Origin of the sequence: Streptomyces sp. NPDC059850 (genome assembly GCF_042731515.1) — a bacterium.
Lineage (GTDB): Bacteria > Actinomycetota > Actinomycetes > Streptomycetales > Streptomycetaceae > Streptomyces.
The window spans coordinates 1-15,144 of record NZ_JBHWJI010000070.1; the positions used below are offsets into that span (position 1 = coordinate 1).

13 protein-coding genes are annotated in these 15,144 nt (G+C 72.0%); 6 read left to right on the plus strand and 7 right to left on the minus strand.

What is annotated here, in order from left to right; genetic code table 11:
- Positions 1-89: 89 nt before the first annotated feature.
- Positions 90-764 (plus strand): LLM class flavin-dependent oxidoreductase, encoded by a 675-nt coding sequence (locus tag ACFV9T_RS37165; protein ID WP_385446957.1) that lies wholly within the window; start codon positions 90-92, stop codon positions 762-764.
- A complete protein-coding gene (locus ACFV9T_RS37170) occupies positions 761-1,912 on the plus strand; it encodes an acyl-CoA dehydrogenase family protein (RefSeq protein ID WP_385446994.1) in 1,152 nt (383 codons plus the stop codon). The genes ACFV9T_RS37165 and ACFV9T_RS37170 overlap by 4 nt, the downstream gene beginning before the upstream one ends.
- A 51-nt stretch (positions 1,913-1,963) precedes the next feature.
- Here the strand turns inward: ACFV9T_RS37170 and ACFV9T_RS37175 are convergent, their stop codons facing one another.
- The 4 genes from ACFV9T_RS37175 to ACFV9T_RS37190 form a co-directional block, all read right to left on the minus strand.
- Positions 1,964-3,175, minus strand: a complete 1,212-nt coding sequence (locus ACFV9T_RS37175) for a hypothetical protein (protein WP_385446958.1) — start codon at positions 3,173-3,175, stop codon at positions 1,964-1,966.
- Positions 3,168-4,349 carry a sensor histidine kinase gene (locus ACFV9T_RS37180; RefSeq protein ID WP_385446959.1) on the minus strand — a complete coding sequence of 394 codons (1,182 nt, stop codon included), beginning with the start codon at positions 4,347-4,349 and terminating at the stop codon, positions 3,168-3,170. The genes ACFV9T_RS37175 and ACFV9T_RS37180 overlap by 8 nt, the downstream gene beginning before the upstream one ends.
- A gap of 223 nt (positions 4,350-4,572) precedes the next feature.
- Positions 4,573-6,024: an amidase gene (locus ACFV9T_RS37185; RefSeq protein WP_385446960.1), complete on the minus strand. Its 1,452-nt coding sequence runs from the start codon at positions 6,022-6,024 to the stop codon at positions 4,573-4,575.
- Positions 6,025-6,104: 80 nt separating this feature from the next.
- The gene (locus ACFV9T_RS37190) at positions 6,105-6,668 is read right to left on the minus strand and encodes a TetR/AcrR family transcriptional regulator (protein WP_385446961.1); all 564 of its coding nucleotides are present in this window, start codon (positions 6,666-6,668) and stop codon (positions 6,105-6,107) included.
- Positions 6,669-6,763: 95 nt separating this feature from the next.
- Between ACFV9T_RS37190 and ACFV9T_RS37195 the strand changes: the two genes are divergently transcribed.
- Positions 6,764-7,507, plus strand: coding sequence for an SDR family oxidoreductase (locus ACFV9T_RS37195; RefSeq protein ID WP_385446962.1), 744 nt, complete (start codon positions 6,764-6,766; stop codon positions 7,505-7,507).
- A gap of 20 nt (positions 7,508-7,527) precedes the next feature.
- On the opposite strand, the gene ACFV9T_RS37200 is transcribed toward ACFV9T_RS37195, so the two are convergent.
- From ACFV9T_RS37200 to ACFV9T_RS37210, 3 genes are all read right to left on the minus strand, one after another.
- A complete protein-coding gene (locus ACFV9T_RS37200; RefSeq protein ID WP_385446963.1) occupies positions 7,528-10,398 on the minus strand; it encodes a tetratricopeptide repeat protein in 2,871 nt (956 codons plus the stop codon).
- A 131-nt stretch (positions 10,399-10,529) separates the two neighbouring features.
- Positions 10,530-11,225 carry a DUF5134 domain-containing protein gene (locus tag ACFV9T_RS37205; protein WP_385446964.1) on the minus strand — a complete coding sequence of 232 codons (696 nt, stop codon included), beginning with the start codon at positions 11,223-11,225 and terminating at the stop codon, positions 10,530-10,532.
- 259 nt (positions 11,226-11,484) lie between these two features.
- Positions 11,485-11,700 carry a heavy-metal-associated domain-containing protein gene (locus tag ACFV9T_RS37210; RefSeq protein WP_385446965.1) on the minus strand — a complete coding sequence of 72 codons (216 nt, stop codon included), beginning with the start codon at positions 11,698-11,700 and terminating at the stop codon, positions 11,485-11,487.
- A 262-nt stretch (positions 11,701-11,962) separates the two neighbouring features.
- Here ACFV9T_RS37210 and ACFV9T_RS37215 point away from each other — a divergent pair, with 262 nt between their 5' ends.
- From ACFV9T_RS37215 to ACFV9T_RS37225, 3 genes are read left to right on the plus strand one after another with little or no spacing between them, the layout of a single operon-like run.
- Positions 11,963-12,238, plus strand: coding sequence for a hypothetical protein (locus ACFV9T_RS37215; RefSeq protein ID WP_385446966.1), 276 nt, complete (start codon positions 11,963-11,965; stop codon positions 12,236-12,238).
- Positions 12,235-14,637, plus strand: a complete 2,403-nt coding sequence (locus ACFV9T_RS37220) for a heavy metal translocating P-type ATPase (protein ID WP_385446967.1) — start codon at positions 12,235-12,237, stop codon at positions 14,635-14,637. The genes ACFV9T_RS37215 and ACFV9T_RS37220 overlap by 4 nt, the downstream gene beginning before the upstream one ends.
- Positions 14,618-15,136 (plus strand): copper chaperone PCu(A)C, encoded by a 519-nt coding sequence (locus ACFV9T_RS37225; protein WP_385446968.1) that lies wholly within the window; start codon positions 14,618-14,620, stop codon positions 15,134-15,136. Before ACFV9T_RS37220 ends, ACFV9T_RS37225 begins: the two co-directional genes overlap by 20 nt.
- Positions 15,137-15,144 lie beyond the last annotated feature (8 nt).

The following is a 15,144-nucleotide window of genomic DNA, read 5'->3' on the forward strand; positions in this document are numbered from 1 at the left end:
CCCGGCCGCGCTCCGTCCGGTTACAGCGGCCCCTAACACTTTGTGGGCGTCGCGTGTAACCCCCCGTCGCGCGGGGCGGGCTCGAGGGGGTGTACCTCGCCGACATCCCCGCCCTGTACCACGGCGTCGCCCACGGCCCCGGGCAGGCGCTCGAACCGTCGATGCTGCTGGCCTACCTCGCCGCCGCTACCGCAGGGCGGCGGAGTTCACCGGCCTGGTGCACCGGCTCTGGGACTCCTGGGAGGATGACGCCCTCATCGCCGACCCCGGTCGGCGCGCGCTTCGCCGACCTCGACCGGATCCACGCCGCGGACCACAGGGGAGAGTTCTTCGACGTCGCGGTGACGCTGCAGGCCGGGGCCTCGCCACAGGACTTGGCGCTCGCGGGACGCTTCGCCGAGGCGGTCTACACACCGCTGCTCGGCGCGGAGGCGGCCCGCGGCTACCGCGCCCGGCTCGCCGAACAGGCGCACCGCTACGGGCGGGATGGGTCCGGGATCCGGTTGCTGCCCGGTCTCACCCCCGTCATCGGCAGCACTGAGGCCGAGGCCCGTAGCCGCTTCGCCACGCTGGAGGCGGGCGTACGGGAGGACGCGCGGCACATCGGCCGGGTGGCCCGTACGCTTGGCTTGGACCCGGCCACCACCGGCCCCGAAGCGCCGCTGACCGACGCCCAGTTGGCCGGGCCGCCACGGGACCGGCTGCCCACCGGCTTCCCGGAACCGTTTCCCTCAACGAACTCCTCGACCGCGTACCGGAGCTGACCGCCTCCCTCGCCGTCGACACGGCGCGCCGCGAGGCCGCGCGGGAGCTGCCGTACGCGTCCCTGGACGCGGTGCGGACCAGCGGCGTCGGGGGCCTGCGGGTCCCGGCGGCGTACGGCGGCCCGGGGGCGGGTCTGGTGGACCTCTTCCAGGTCGTCATCGACCTCGCGGAAGCGGACTCCAACGTGGCGCAGGCGCTCCGTCCGCACTTCGGATTCGTCGAGAAGCTCATCAGCGACGGTACGGAGGCGGAGCGCGAGCGGTGGTTCGCGGCGGCCCTCGCGGGCGAGCTGTTCGGCAACGCCACCGAGGAGACCGCGGCCAAACACCCCGGCGACATCCACGCGGCGCTGGCACCCGACGGTGACCACTACCGGCTGAACGGTACGAAGTACTACAGCACCGGCGCGCTGTTCGCCGACTGGGTGGTGGTCGCCGCGAAGGACCACCGGGACCGGCGGGTGCGCGCCATCGTGCCGCGCGGCCGCCCCGGTCTGCGGCTGGTCGACGACTGGGACGGCATGGGCCAGCGCATGACGGCCAGCGGCACCACGGAGCTGGACGACGTCCTGGTGCACCCGCAGGAAGTCGTCGTGGACGAGGCCGTCGGTGTGCGCCGGACCCATCTCGGCGCGTACCACCAGCTCTTCCTCGCCGCCGTCGAGACCGGCATCGCCAAGAACGCGGCGCGCGACGCCATCGGCTACGCCCGTGACCGCGCCCGCGCGGTCCGGCACAGCGGCGTCGAGCAGGCGGTCCAGGATCCGTTCGTGCAGCACACCGTGGGCGAGATCGCGGCGCTCGGGTACGGGGCCGAGGCCACGGTGCTCCGCGCGGCCGCCGCCATCGACCGGGCGCTCGCCGAATCCCCTGGCGAGGACGGCGTCGCGGGCGCCGAACCGGCGCTCGCGGAGGCGGCCACCGAGGTGGCACAGGCCCAGGTGGTCGCCGCCCAGGCTGCGCTGCGGGCGGCGGAGCGGCTGTACGACGTGGGCGGCGCCTCCGCCACCCGGCGGGAGTTCAACTTCGACCGCCACTGGCGCAACGCGCGGACGCTCGTCAGCCACAATCCGATCGCCCACAAGGCGCGCGTGGTGGGCGACTTCCTCCTCAACGCCGAAGCCCCGCCCCTGACCGGCTTCTTCTGAGCGGCGGGGCAGGCCGCGCCCACCAGGGCCGGGCCTCGTGGCCAGGACCGTTCACGATGCCTGGGTCCGCCTCGGCGGACTCTGAGCGCGCACCACGTACGCCGCCTCCACCCACAGCCGTTCCTCACTGCGCACCGTACGCAGCTGGACGCCGGGATCGGTGGGCTCGGGGATGTCCGCGCCCGGCACGTCGGTGACGACGCTGACCCGCACCAGCCCGCCGCCGCGCACCACTGTGGCGCGCGCGCTGTGTTCGGCCGTGGTCAGGGCGGCGAAGACCGGCTCGGTCAGGGCGCGGCGCAGGTGCCGGGGCACCTCGGCGGCGGCGCCACGTACCGCGAGCCGCACTTCGACGCCCTTGCGCTCGGCGACCCCGATGGCGGCCCGCAGCTCATGGACCAGCGGGTCGGCCGCGTGGTCCCGCTCCGCGAACAGCCGCCGCAGCCGCGCGGTCTCGAAGGCGCAGCGGCGCCGCACCCGCGCGTCGGCCAGGTCCAGCGAACCGTCGGCCAGCCCGGCGAGCAGCGGCAGCACCGAGTGGTGGAGGTCCTCGTAGCGAGCGCGCTGATCCGCGTGGATCCGGGCGGATATCGCGGCCTCGGTGTGGACCCGTTCCTGTTCGCGCGCGGTGGCACCGGCCGTCGCCGCGCAGTCCCGCAGCAGCCTGGCCATGACGGCGGCGGCGACCTGGAACGCGCAGATGGCGAGGGCGCTGACTGCCATGCCCGCCGCGGCCTGCCGCGTGGGGAGTCCGCTGAGCAGCAACTGCCCCAGGGTGAGGACCACATGGCAGGCGATGAAGAGCAGCGTCGCGCCCAGCCTGCCGAATAGCAGGAGCACCCCGAACCAGCCGATCTCCAGGAACGTCCAGTGCGGGGTGGCGAGGAAGTGGGCGCTCGGCAGCTGGCTGGTGGCGACAGCCGCCGCCAGCAGCGAGCCCGCCAGCCCGGCCGCCACCCAGCGGGGACTACGGCGGCGGCCCGGCCGGACCGGCAGCGCGTCCACCACCATGATCAACGTGAGCAGCCCGAACGCGGCGAGCTGCATCCAGGGGTGCCGGTAGCGGTCCAGCTGGGTGAGCAGGGCGGGCAGCGCCAGCCCGAAGTGCACGGCGGCGAGGATGACGAAACCACCGACCCGCAGCCCGCCGCGCAGATCGTCGGCGATGCGCTCGTCCAGCGCCTCGGATGGGTCGAGTGCCTCGGACGGGTCGGGCGCCTCGGCCACACTCGGCGTCCCGGACACCTCAGCCCTCTCAGACATGGGGCCACTCCAGCCGTACCTCCGTGCCGTGGCCAGGCCGGGAGTCGACGGTCGCCCGGCCGCCGACCGCCGCCATCCGGTCCACGACCGAGCGCGCCAGCCCGTAGCGGTGGTCGGGCACGCGGGTGACGTCGAAGCCTGCTCCGCTGTCGCCGACGGTCACGATGACACGGTCACCCCGCCGACCGGCGCGTACGGTCGCGGTGTCCACGCCCGCGTGGCGGGCCACGTTGCGCAGCGCCTCCCCCATGCTGCCGCACAGCGCCGCGGCGGCCGGATGCCAGACACTGCCCAGGGGGCCGTCGAACGCGGTCCGCACCCGCAGCGGCTGGTCCGCGAGTTCCGCGAGCAACTCCCGGGCCAGATCCGCCTCCCCCGTCAGCACCCGCTCCGCCGCCAGCCGCCGCAGGTCCTTGGCGGCCTGCACGCGCACCACCTCGGGCCGGATGGACTGGCCCTGCGCCGAGACCATCAGCAGCGTGGCGCAGGCCGTGTCGTGCAGGGTCGCCAGGTACTCGCGCTCGGCGGTGCGCTGGGCCTGCGCCACCTGGTGCCGACGCCGGACGGCGGCGGTCTGCGCGGCGGCCGTGTCCGCGGCCCGGCTCCTGCGCAACACCAGCCGGTACAGCCCCTGGGCGAGCGCGGCCTGCACCAGGAGCCAGCTCGCGTTAGGCAGCACGTAGGTCCAGCCGTCGGAGCGGTCCAGCACCGCGCCGAGCAGGTCCAGGGCGAAGAGCTGGAGCACCAGCGCGGCCGCGAGGGGCGCCGGATGGATCATCTGGTGGGCGACCGCCACGATGCTGATGGCCACCAGCACCCACGTACTGCCGTGGATCATCTGGGAGTCCGGGACGGTCAGCCGCTGGCTGAGGCACAGGCCCGTGAGCACGACCACGTCGACGGCGAGCACCAGGTGCGGGCGTCGGCCCGAGACCCCGAACCGGTAGTACACCACGCTCCAGACGAGCACGGCCCCGGCGATGGCCGCCGTTGTCGGCATCTGTGCGGGCGGCACCGCGGGCACGGCGAGCAGCGCGCAGGAGATGACCACCACGGCGCGGATCCGGTGGGCGTAGCGGTGGGCGAAGCGTACGAACTCCCGCTCGGCGGGCCCGGGTACGGCCGCCGCCCCCGGTGGGGCCCCTGTTCTCTCATCGTGCCCCTCACGTGCCATCGCGCTCTCCCCTGTCAGACGTCCACCGCGACGTGTCGGTCGAATGACCGTCACACGTCCCGCGCCCTCCGGGATAGCGTCTGACCGGTCAGTGTGCGAAACCCTCCCGCCTGCGCGGCAGGGTTTCGCACGCGGCCCGGGCGCCACCCCGCGTACGGGGGCCGCGGGGTGCGCGCCCCGCCCGACCGCCAGCGCGGACATAGCTCTCACCCGGTAGTACGCCCTACCTCGGTGCCTGGAAGCCGCCGATCTTCTGCTCGAGCAGTTCGGCCAGCCGCAGCGGGGTGCGGTCCTCGAACATCGGACCGATGAGCTGCACTCCCACCGGCAGACCCTCGGGGGACCGGCCCGCCGGGATGGCGGTGGCGGGGAGGCCGGGCATCGTGGGCAGACCGGCCCAGACGAGCTGGTCGAAGTACGGGCACTCGACGCCGTCGATGTCGATCCGGCGTTCCAGCGGATTGGGGTTGTGGTCGTGCGGGAACGCGGGAGTGGGCGTGATCGGACACACCACGGCATCGAACTCGGCGAAGAACTGCCGCCAGCCGTGTCGGTGGAGTTCGCGCTGGTTGTTCGCCTCCATCCAGTCGCGGTGGCTGAACACCATGGCACGCAGCCGCGCCGCGTCGAGGCTCCGGTCGTCCGCGCTCAGTCCGGCGGCGCGGGTCCGCAGCTGCTCGTAGGCTTCGATGGGAAAACGCGCGACGGAGCCCGAGAACAGCAACTGCGTGTAGAGCGTCGCGGCTTCGGCCAGATCGGGCAGCAGCGGAGTGTGCCGTTCGACGCGGGCGCCGCCGTCGGCGAGGGCCTCGGCCACCCGGTTCACACCCGCCCGCACAGCGGACCCGGTCGGAATGAGCGGATGCTCGTCGACGACCAGGACCCGGAAGTCGCCGAGCCGCTCGTGGCGCGCGGGCGGCAGCGTCACGTCGTGCGCCTTGCCGAACGTCAGGGGGTCCGGTCCGGCCATGACGTCGAGCAGGAGCGTGAGGTCGCGGGCAGTGCGCGCCATCGGACCGACGACGGCGAGGTCGAGGTCGACTGGCAAGGGCAGTTCCGGCGGCGCGACCATGCCGCGGGTTGCCGCCAGTCCGAGTGTCGGCTTGTGCGCATAGATGCCGCAGAAATGCGCGGGGGTGCGCAGCGAACCGGCGAGGTCGGAGCCGATGGACAGCGCGCAGAATCCGGACGCCAGGGCCGCCGCTGATCCGCCGGAGGATCCGCCCGGTGTGCGATCGTGATCCCACGGATTTTTAGTGGTGCCGTAGATCTCATTGAAGCTCTGGATATCTTGCAGCCCCAAGGGCACATTGGTCTTACCCAGCACCACCGCGCCCGCGGCCTTGAGCCGCGACACTTGTACCGCGTCCTCGTCAGGCACATAGTCCCGGTGTTGCGGCATGCCCCAGGTCGTGGGCAGCCCAGCCATGTTGTAGGACTCTTTGACCGTCACCGGAATTCCGAGCAGCGGCCGGACCTCGCCGCGGGCGCGCGCCTGGTCGGCACCGCGCGCAGCGGCCCGCGCACGGTCGAAGTCCGGCACACAGATCGCGTTGATCACCTTGTCGTCGCGCTCGATACGGGAAATCGCCTCATCGGTCAGTTCCGCCGAGGTCACTTCACCGGCACGCAACGCGGCCGCCATATCTTCGGCCGTCTGAAAGCTCCACTCCATGAATTCGACGCTACCGGCCTCTTTAGCAGGGCATGAAATACCGCTTCGCGCAACGGGAATGCGCCGGGCAGCGAGCGGAATCAGGCCGGGTCCGCGTCCTGTCGGCGGAGGCCGTCGAGGATGACGTTCATCAGGGGACGTGCCGTTGATTCCCACGCGTCCCGTTCCAGTCGGCCGAGGTAGGAGATGAGCAGGAGGACGCCGGGAGCGTCCACGTCGGTGCGGAGGGAACCGGCCGCTTTCCCGGCGTCCAGCAGGTGGGCGAGGGCGCCTTCGATGGGGTTGTGGCTGTGGGCGACGAGGTCCTGCCAGGCCGCCGGTTCGAGCGCCGCCAGGACCCCGCGCTTGATCTCGGCGTAGTCGATGACTCGGTCGAGCCAGTGGCGCAACGCTTCCACCGGCTCGTGTTCCGCCAGCAGAGCGGAGGCGGCGGTCACGAGTTCTTCGACGTCGCGCCGGTACACCTCGGCGAGAAGCGCTTCGCGGTTGGGAAAGTTCCGGTAGAGCGTCCCCTGCCCCACCCCGGCGCGCTTCGCGATCTCGTTGAGGTGGACGTGGCTGGACTCAGCGAGGGCCGCGCGGGCGGCCTCCACGATGCGGGTCCGGTTCCGCACCGCATCCGGACGGCGTGCTGGCGCGTTCATGGGCCTCTCCTGATGTTCCGCCTCTGACAAGTGGACACGTGTCCGGTAGGGTGAGCCACACAGCGGACACGTGTCCACTTTACTTGGAGGCAGCTGTGCTCTCTCTTCACGACAAGATCGTCGCTATCACCGGCGCGAGTGGCGGCATCGGCGAAGCCACGGCCCGTCTGCTCGCCCAGCGCGGCGCCACGGTCGTCCTCGCGGCGCGCCGCAGCGAGCACATCGACGCCATAGCGCAGGACATCCGGGACGAGGGAGGCCGCGCTGCCACGTGCGTCGTGGACGTCACCCAGGCCGAGGACCTGCGGCACCTGGTCTCCAGCACCACCGACCAGTACGGCCGGATCGATGTGCTGGTGAACAACGCGGGCATCGCCCCGATCAGTCCGCTGGCCGACCTCGACACCGACAACTGGTCGGCCATGATCGATGTCAACCTTCGCGGCATGCTCAACGGTGTCGCCGCCGCGCTGCCCGCCTTCCGCGAACAGGGGTCGGGCCACCTGGTGAGCATCGTCTCCGTGGCCGGTCTGGGGTCCGTGTCCCCCTCGATGGCCGTCTACGCCGCGACCAAGAACGCGGTGCGCACCCTCCACGAGGGGCTGCGCGCGGAGTCCACCGACGGGGTGCTGCGCACGACGGCCATTTCACCGGGATACGTGCGCACCAACCTCGCCGACTCGATGGCGGACCCGCACCTCCGCGAGCAGACGCGCAAGAACATGGACGCGGTGGGCATCCCTCCGTCGGCGGTTGCCCGCGCGGTGGCCTTCGCCGTCGAGCAGCCCGACGACGTCGAGATCGGCGAGATCAACGTCCGCCCCACCGTGCAGGCCTGACACACCGCCTGCCCCGCACCTCAGCCGGACTGCGTTTCGGCCTGGAGGTCGGCCACGAGCTTCTTGGCCGCCGCCAGCTTCGGCCCATAGACAGCGGGATCCGTGGCGTTGAGCGCGGTGAAGATCTCCACGGCTTCCCGCGCCCGGGTGAGGGCGTCGTCCCTCCGGCCGGACTGCCGCAGGTAGGGGATCGTCGGAAACATCAGCCAGTCGCCCAGGCCTCCGCGATACCTCCCGGGGTCCTCGGTGGCGAGTTGGCGGAGCAGGTCGGTGGCCTCGATGGCGCGCTGCGTGCCCTGGGCGTGGTCGGGCTTGCCCCACAGGGCCTGGGCCAGGTTGACCAGCGCCCAGGCCTTTCGGTAGCGGAGGTCGTCGGATCCGGGCTGTTCGCGGATCAGCTTGTCGTAGAGGGCGAGCGCTTCCCGCATACGGGCGATGGCTTCATCGTGGCGGCCGCTGCCCATCAGATACGCGCCCACCGGGAACACCAGCCACTGCGCGAGCCCGGGCAGGTAGGAGGGCTTCTTGGTGGCGAGCTGGCGGAGCAGATCGGTGGCCTCGATGGCACGTTGGACGCCCTGGGCGTGGTCGGGCTTACCCCACAGGGCCTGGGCGAGGTTGACCAGCGTCCAGGCCTTTCGGTAGGCGAGGTCGTCGGATCCGGGCTGTTCGCGGATGAGGTCTTCGTAGAGGGCGAGTGCCTCCCGCATGCGGGCGATGGCGTCGTCATGGTGGCCGCTGGACATCAGATACGTGCCCGCCGGGAACACCAGCCACTGCGCGAGCGTCGCACGGTAGCCGGGGTCCAGGGCCACGACCTCGCGGGCCACCGCGATGGCGTCGGCCGCCCGGGCGTTGGCCTCCTCGCGCGCCGGGCCCGGCAGGTTCCACAGGGTCTGGGCCCTCGTCACCAGGGCCCGCGCATCAGCGATCCGGGCCGACGGGGCCGGCGTGGCCGTGTCGTAGGAACACGTCAGGAACTGCGGCACCTCACCGATCTCGCTGCCGAAGTCGACCCGGTAGAGCGATACGCTCCCCGCCCCCATCGACACCGCGGCCAGCTCGGAATACGACCACCAGGGCTGGCCGAGCCACAGCGGCGCCGACCACTGGGACTGCTGGGGATCCCGGTAGATGGTCTGAACGCGGCTGTCCCGGCCCTGCCAGAACCAGTGAGCCCGCCGGGACCCGGTCACCGCCGGGACGGTCGTGTAGGGCACGCCCCATTTGGTGAGGTGCTGCGGGGTGATCTCGGCCGGGGCGCTCCAGCCGCCGTCGTAGTGGATGTTCCACATGGACCCGAACTTGCCCTGCCAGACCACATCGGCCTTGCCGTCGCCGCTGCCCATGGCCTGGATGGACGAGGGGAAGTCACCCCCGGGGAATTCGGCGATCTGCGCGGGCGCGCTCCACGCGGGGGCGGCCGCGCGGGAATCGTAGGTGACGCTGTGCACCGTGCGGTAGTTCATGGTCCACACCACCAGCACCGACCCGGGCGATGGACAGGTCACCGTGAGGTCCGAGTTCAGCGACGTGGCGTCCGCCGGGGTCACCGCCTGGGGTGGGCCCCACGCCCCCTTGGCGTCCTGGAAGGCGGCCATCAGCATGCCGGTGGCATTGTCCCGCCACACCGCGACGACAAAGCCCGGTGCCGCGGCCGCCTCTGCATACGAGACATCGATCGTGTCGCCGCTCACCTTCACCGGAGCGTCCAGCCAGCCGGTCGGCCGGGTGGGGTCGGTGCGGGTGGCGTAGACGCCGCCGTCCTTGCCCCGCATCACGACCGTGACCAGGCCTGGCCCCGACGACAGGACGCGGGGCGTGGGTTCCTCCCGCACCGTCTTCTCCGCGCTGATGGCCACCGAGGGCTTCCAGGCCGGTGCGGTCGCCGTGGAGTCGTAGGAGGTGGTGCGCAGCTGTGCCTTGTCCGGGTCCCGCCACACCAGCACGGTGCGGCCCGGCCGGTCCGACACCGCGGCCAGGGACACGATGCTGTCCGGCACCCCCACCAGGGTCCAGGGGGACCATCCGGGTGTGCGCGGGTCCTTGGCCCAGTAGGCCACGGTGTCGTGGAAGCCGATGAGTTTGGCCAGACCCGTGCGGACCCGCATATCGGCGCGCAGCTGATCGGCGTAGTAGGACCGGGCGTCGTCGTATTCGGCCTGTCCTCCGGGGCGCCAGCCGACTTCGGTGTGTCCCGTGTCGTAGCCGGTGATGTGGTCCACGCACTGGTGGGCCAGGAAGTAGCTTCCGCGGTTGTCAGGACCGCCGCCGGTATGCGGTTCGATGGCCTGGTCGGCGTGCTGGAACACCCAGTCGAGCCGCGCCGCGTGCCGGGTCAGCTCCTCACGGGCCAGCCGGTCCTCGCGATACTGCGGGTTGAGCCCGGCGATCACGCCGAACCGGACGGTCAGCACGTAGACATAGGCGATATACGCCAGCCGGTGGTCGAAGACGCTCTCCGGTGAGTTCGGATCCGGCCGGTAGAAGTAGGAGTCGCCCTCCAGCAGCGTATTCGCCGCCAGCCGCGCGTTGTTGTCGGCGTTGGACCGCAGCAGCGGGTCCGTGCGGCCGCCCGCGACCCAGGCGTTCAGCTCGTCCATGGCGGTGCGGGCCCGGCCGCGCAGACCGTCCAGATCGCGCCGCAGATTGAGGACGTACGCCTGCTGCTCGACTCTGACGGCCTGTTTCACGGCCTCCAGCACCTCGTCGAACCGCCCCTGCAGCGCGACGAAGTCCTGGTGCAGCACCTCCAGTCTGGCCAGGATCTCCTCTTCGGGAGTAGGGGTGTGGCTGCCGAGGCTGACGAAGGCGACGATGCCCTGGTACGCCTCGTACGCCTTCTTCCCGGCCTCATAGACCGCCAGTGCGGTGACGATGGGCGTGGCCATATCCGGTGTCCCCCCTCGGCCTGTGCCCCCCGTGAGCACGCCTGACCCAAGTGAACCACCGGACAAGTACACAAACGCTGGAAAAGTACTTGAGCGCCCCCAATGTGCGCCGGTACGGCCCTCCTCCCTCCTCAGACGAGCACCACGAACGTGACCGCCATCCCCAGCGCCATGGCACTGTGGCAGGCGAGACCGAACGCGTCGCGCTCGACCGGGGCCGCTGGGCGCCGCGTACCGGTGGCGTAGACGAGCCGGGCGGCGTCGAAGCTCCGCGCCAGCCACCACACGCCCAGCACGAGCAGCACCGCGGCCAGCAGCCCGGCGGTCAGCCTCGGGGCGGTGTCGGTGAGAGCCATGGTCACGGTGCCGGATCCACCGGACATGTCCATCCCCGGCATGTGCGCCATGTCGTGGGAACCGCCGTGGCCCGCCATCGCACTGGAGCCGTGTCCCGCCATCGAGCCTGACGAGACCATCGCGGCGGCCATCCAGGCCATCGCGCCCATCATGACGACATGTGGGAGGGCGCCCCGTAAGGCCCGTGTACGGGAAGCGGAAGCGGGCCGCGCCAGCGCCACTCCCGCGAACCACATGGCGCCCAGCGTGAACAGCGCGACCTGCGGTCCGGCGGGGAGGTTCATTCCCCAGGGCCACACCATCGCCGCCATGGCGAGGGCCATCACCGCGTGCAGCAGGTGTGCGACCCTCTCGACCGCGCCCGGGCCGCCTCCGGCGCGTCCGGGCGCGCCGGTCCGCCACATCGCGGCGAGGGCGGGCACGACGAACAGCAGGGTCAGGATCCAGCGCAGACCCGTCGAGGCGATCATCGGGCCACTCCCTGCGTCGTCACGGGTTCGGGCCGGTGGGGCTCGGGCAATTCGCTGCTCCGGGGTATGGAGTCGTGGTCCTCAGGGCCGTTCGGCCGCGTCCGCGCATGTGCGGTCGCGGTCGCGGTCGGCGTGGTCTGTTTGTCGGGCATCGCTGGGCCTTCTCTCAGGCGGCGGCACGGACAGTGATGAGCGGGGCCGGTCGGTCGCGGCAGGGACCGCGGGATACCGCGGCCCCGCCGGGCCGTCCGCTGTGGGGTCAGGCGGTTGCGAGGCCCGCGACGCCGTATCCCGCTTCGGTGATCGCGGCGCGGACTTGCTCGTCGTCGAGCGTGGTACCGCGTACCGTGACCTCGTTCGACGGAAGGTCCACGCTGACCTCGCTGACCCCGGACACCTCGGAGACCTCCTCGGTGATGCTGGCGACACAGTGTCCGCAGGTCATGCCGGTGACGATGTAACGGATCTCAGTCATGGTCATCGCTCCTGGTGTACGGGGAGGGTGATGCTTTCGATGGGGAATACGCGCATATGGGCGCTGGTGTTCACGTCGGGCTCCGGCGGGGCGGAGAAACCTCGCGCTCCACATGTCGGATGACAGGGCCGGGCAGTTCCCGGCGGGGACGGTCTTCTCCTTGTATGACAGAGCCTCCGCTTGGTGAGCGCCCTGCCGCCCCGGCCCGTAATGGTGAGCGGACCCCAGCCGTTTCCGGAAGCCAGCACAGGGAGTGCCGAAGATGCCGCTGACCGATACCGCCGCGCCGCCGCGACCGGCGCCCGACGAGGCGGAGCCGTTCGGCGCCCGGGTGCGCCGCGCGCTGCCGCCTCCCGCGCTGGCCGGATTCCTCGTCCTCCTGGTGGTGTTGATGACCGCCTCCTACGCCGTGGGGCGCGCCGCCGGTCCGGTGGATCCCGGCATCCACCGGAGCGTGCCGCAGGACGACGGGGGCGGCGGCATGGGCACCCACGGCATGGGACCGCTGAGCCACGGCGCGTGGACGGAGGAGCGATGAGCGAGCGCCCGGACGCCACGTCCCCTCCGGCCGACACCTCCGACGCGCCCACCCACACCACCGACCTGCTGATCGGCGGCATGACGTGCGCGGCCTGCGTGAACCGGGTGGAGAAGAAGCTGGCCCGCGTCGAGGGCGTGAGCGCCTCCGTGAACCTGGCCACCGGTACGGCGCGGGTCTCTCACCCGGAGACCGTGACCTCGGATGAGCTGATCGCCACCGTCGAACGGGCCGGATACACGGCCGAGCTCCCGGCCCCCGCCCCCGGAACCACCGACGGGGATCTTTCCGTGGATTCCACGGACGGGTCCGATGGGCAGGACCGCGAAGCCGCCGGTGACGTCGAACGGCTCATCTTCACCGCGGTGCTGGCAGTGCCGGTGATGGTGCTCTCGATGGTTCCCGCCTGGCAGTTCGACCGGTGGCAGCAGGTGTGTTTCATCCTTGCCACTCCGGTCGCGACCTGGGGCGCGTGGCCCTTCCACCAGCGGGCGTTGCGCGGCCTGCGGCACGCGGCGGCCACCATGGACACCCTGGTGTCCCTCGGTGTCCTGGCCTCCTACGCGTGGTCCGCGTACGCGCTGCTCTGGGGTGGCGCTGGCGTGCCGGGCATGCGGATGCCGTTCAGCCTGCTGCCCTCGGCCGACGACGGTGTGCCTCACATCTATCTGGAGGCGGCGGTCGCCGTCCCGCTGTTCGTCCTCCTCGGACGGCATCTGGAGGCGCGGGCCCGGCACCGGAGCGGTTCGGCGCTGCGGGCGCTCGCCGAACTGGGTGCCAAGGACGTGGAGTTGCGGGAATCCGGCGGCAATCGCCGCATCCCGGTGTCCGCGCTCACCACGGGGCAGGAGTTCGTGGTGCGCCCCGGCGAGAAGGTGGCCACGGACGGGGTGGTCGTCGAGGGCGGATCGGCGCTGGACCTGTCCCTGGTCACCGGCGAGAGCGTGCCGGTCGAGGTGACCCCCGGCACGGCCGTCGTCGGCGGGGCCGTCAACTCCGGCGGTCTGCTGGTCGTACGGGCCACGGCGGTCGGTGCCGACACCCAGCTCGCCCGCATCACACGGCTGGTGACCGAGGCGCAGGCGGGCAAGGCCCGGATGCAGCGGCTCGCCGACCGGGTGGCGGGCGTCTTCGTACCGGTGATCGTGGCCATCGCCGCCACGGTGCTGAGCTTCTGGCTCGGCGCGGGTGCGGCAGGTGAGTCGGCCGTCACCGCGTCCGTGGCCGTCCTCGTCGTGGCCTGCCCCTGCGCACTGGGACTGGCCACACCGACCGCGTTCCTGGTGGCCAGCGGGCGAGGAGCGCAGCTCGGCGTCCTCGTCCGCGGCCCGGAGGCGCTGGAGCGACTGCGCCGCGTGGACACCGCCGTACTCGACAAGACCGGCACGCTCACCACCGGCCGCATGTCCCTGGCCGACGTGGCGGTGGCGGAGGACGGGCCGGAGGAGAAGGATCTGCTCCGGCTGGCCGCGGCCGTGGAGCAGGGCTCCGAACACCCCATCGGCCGCGCGGTGGTGGCGGCGGCCCGCCGCGACGCGGCCGATGACACCGGTCTGCCGGAGGTGACGGAGTTCCGGGCCCAGCCCGGAGAGGGCGTGTCCGGCCACGTCGAGGGCCGCCGTGTGCGCGTACGCCGCCCGCGTCCGTCGGAGCCTCTGCCGGACGCACTGCGCGAGGCACGGGATGCCGCCGAACGCGCCGCGCACACCGCCGTCATCGTGGAGATCGACGACCGCCCGGTCGGGCTGCTCGCCGTCGGTGACACCTTGCGGCCCACCAGCCGCGAGGCGGTGGCGGCGATGCGCGCGCTGGGCATCGAGCCGGTGTTGGTGACCGGTGACGGGGCGGCCCCCGCCCAGGCGATGGCCGAGCAAGCGGGCATCGGGAAGGTCCACTCCGGAGTGACTCCGGAGGGCAAGGAGCGGATCGTCGCCGCGCTGCGCGCCGAGGGCCGGTGCGTCGCGGTGATCGGCGACGGAGTCAACGACGCCGCCGCGCTCGCCACCGCCGATCTCGGCATGGCCATGGGCGGTGGCACCGACGCCGCGATCGGCGCCGCCGACATCACCCTCGTACGGGAGGACATGCTGGCCGTCGTCGACGCCATCCGGCTCACCCGGCGCACCCTGAGCACCATCCGCGCCAACCTCGTCTGGGCTTTCGGCTACAACGTGGTCACCGTCCCGCTGGCCGCGACCGGCTGGCTCAACCCCATGGTCGCGGCCGCGGCCATGTCCGCGAGTTCGGTCCTGGTCGTCACCAACAGCCTGCGGCTGCGGGCCTACGCCCCGGGCGGGCGGCGGACCGGCACACCGCCCGCTCCCCTCGCGCCCCATGACTCGGCGGACACCGAGCACGGCCGTACGAGAAGGAAGAACGATGTCCTCAGCGACCGATGACCGCACCCCGCCGCTGCGCCGTCTGAGAGACGCGGTGGCCCGGGGAGCGCGGGCGGCCCTGGTTCCGGTGGGCGGCTGCGCGCTGGCCCTGGCCCTGCTCACCGGCTACACGGCGACCGGGGCGGCGGGAGTGCCCGTCCCGCGGATCGAGGTCAGCGCCGGCCGGATCATCCAGTCCCCCGGGCACGTGGCCGCCGCGTACTTCGAGATCCGCAACGTCGGGGACCGGGACGACACCCTGGTCTTCGCCGACTCCCCGGAGCTGGGCGTCTCCATGCTGCGCGAGCCCGACAAGAGGCGGCCGGGCGCCGTCCGGTGGGCGAAGAAGGTGGCCATCCCCGCGCACAGCACACTGCGGATGAAACGGGGAGGCGTCCATGTCGCGGTCCTCGACCCGCCGATGATGAAGCCGGGCGAGAGGGTGTCCTTCAACCTGTGGTTCACCGGCCGCGGCCGAGTGGGGGCCGAGGCGATGCGCTCTCATCTCATCGAGCCGTGAGTGTGGTT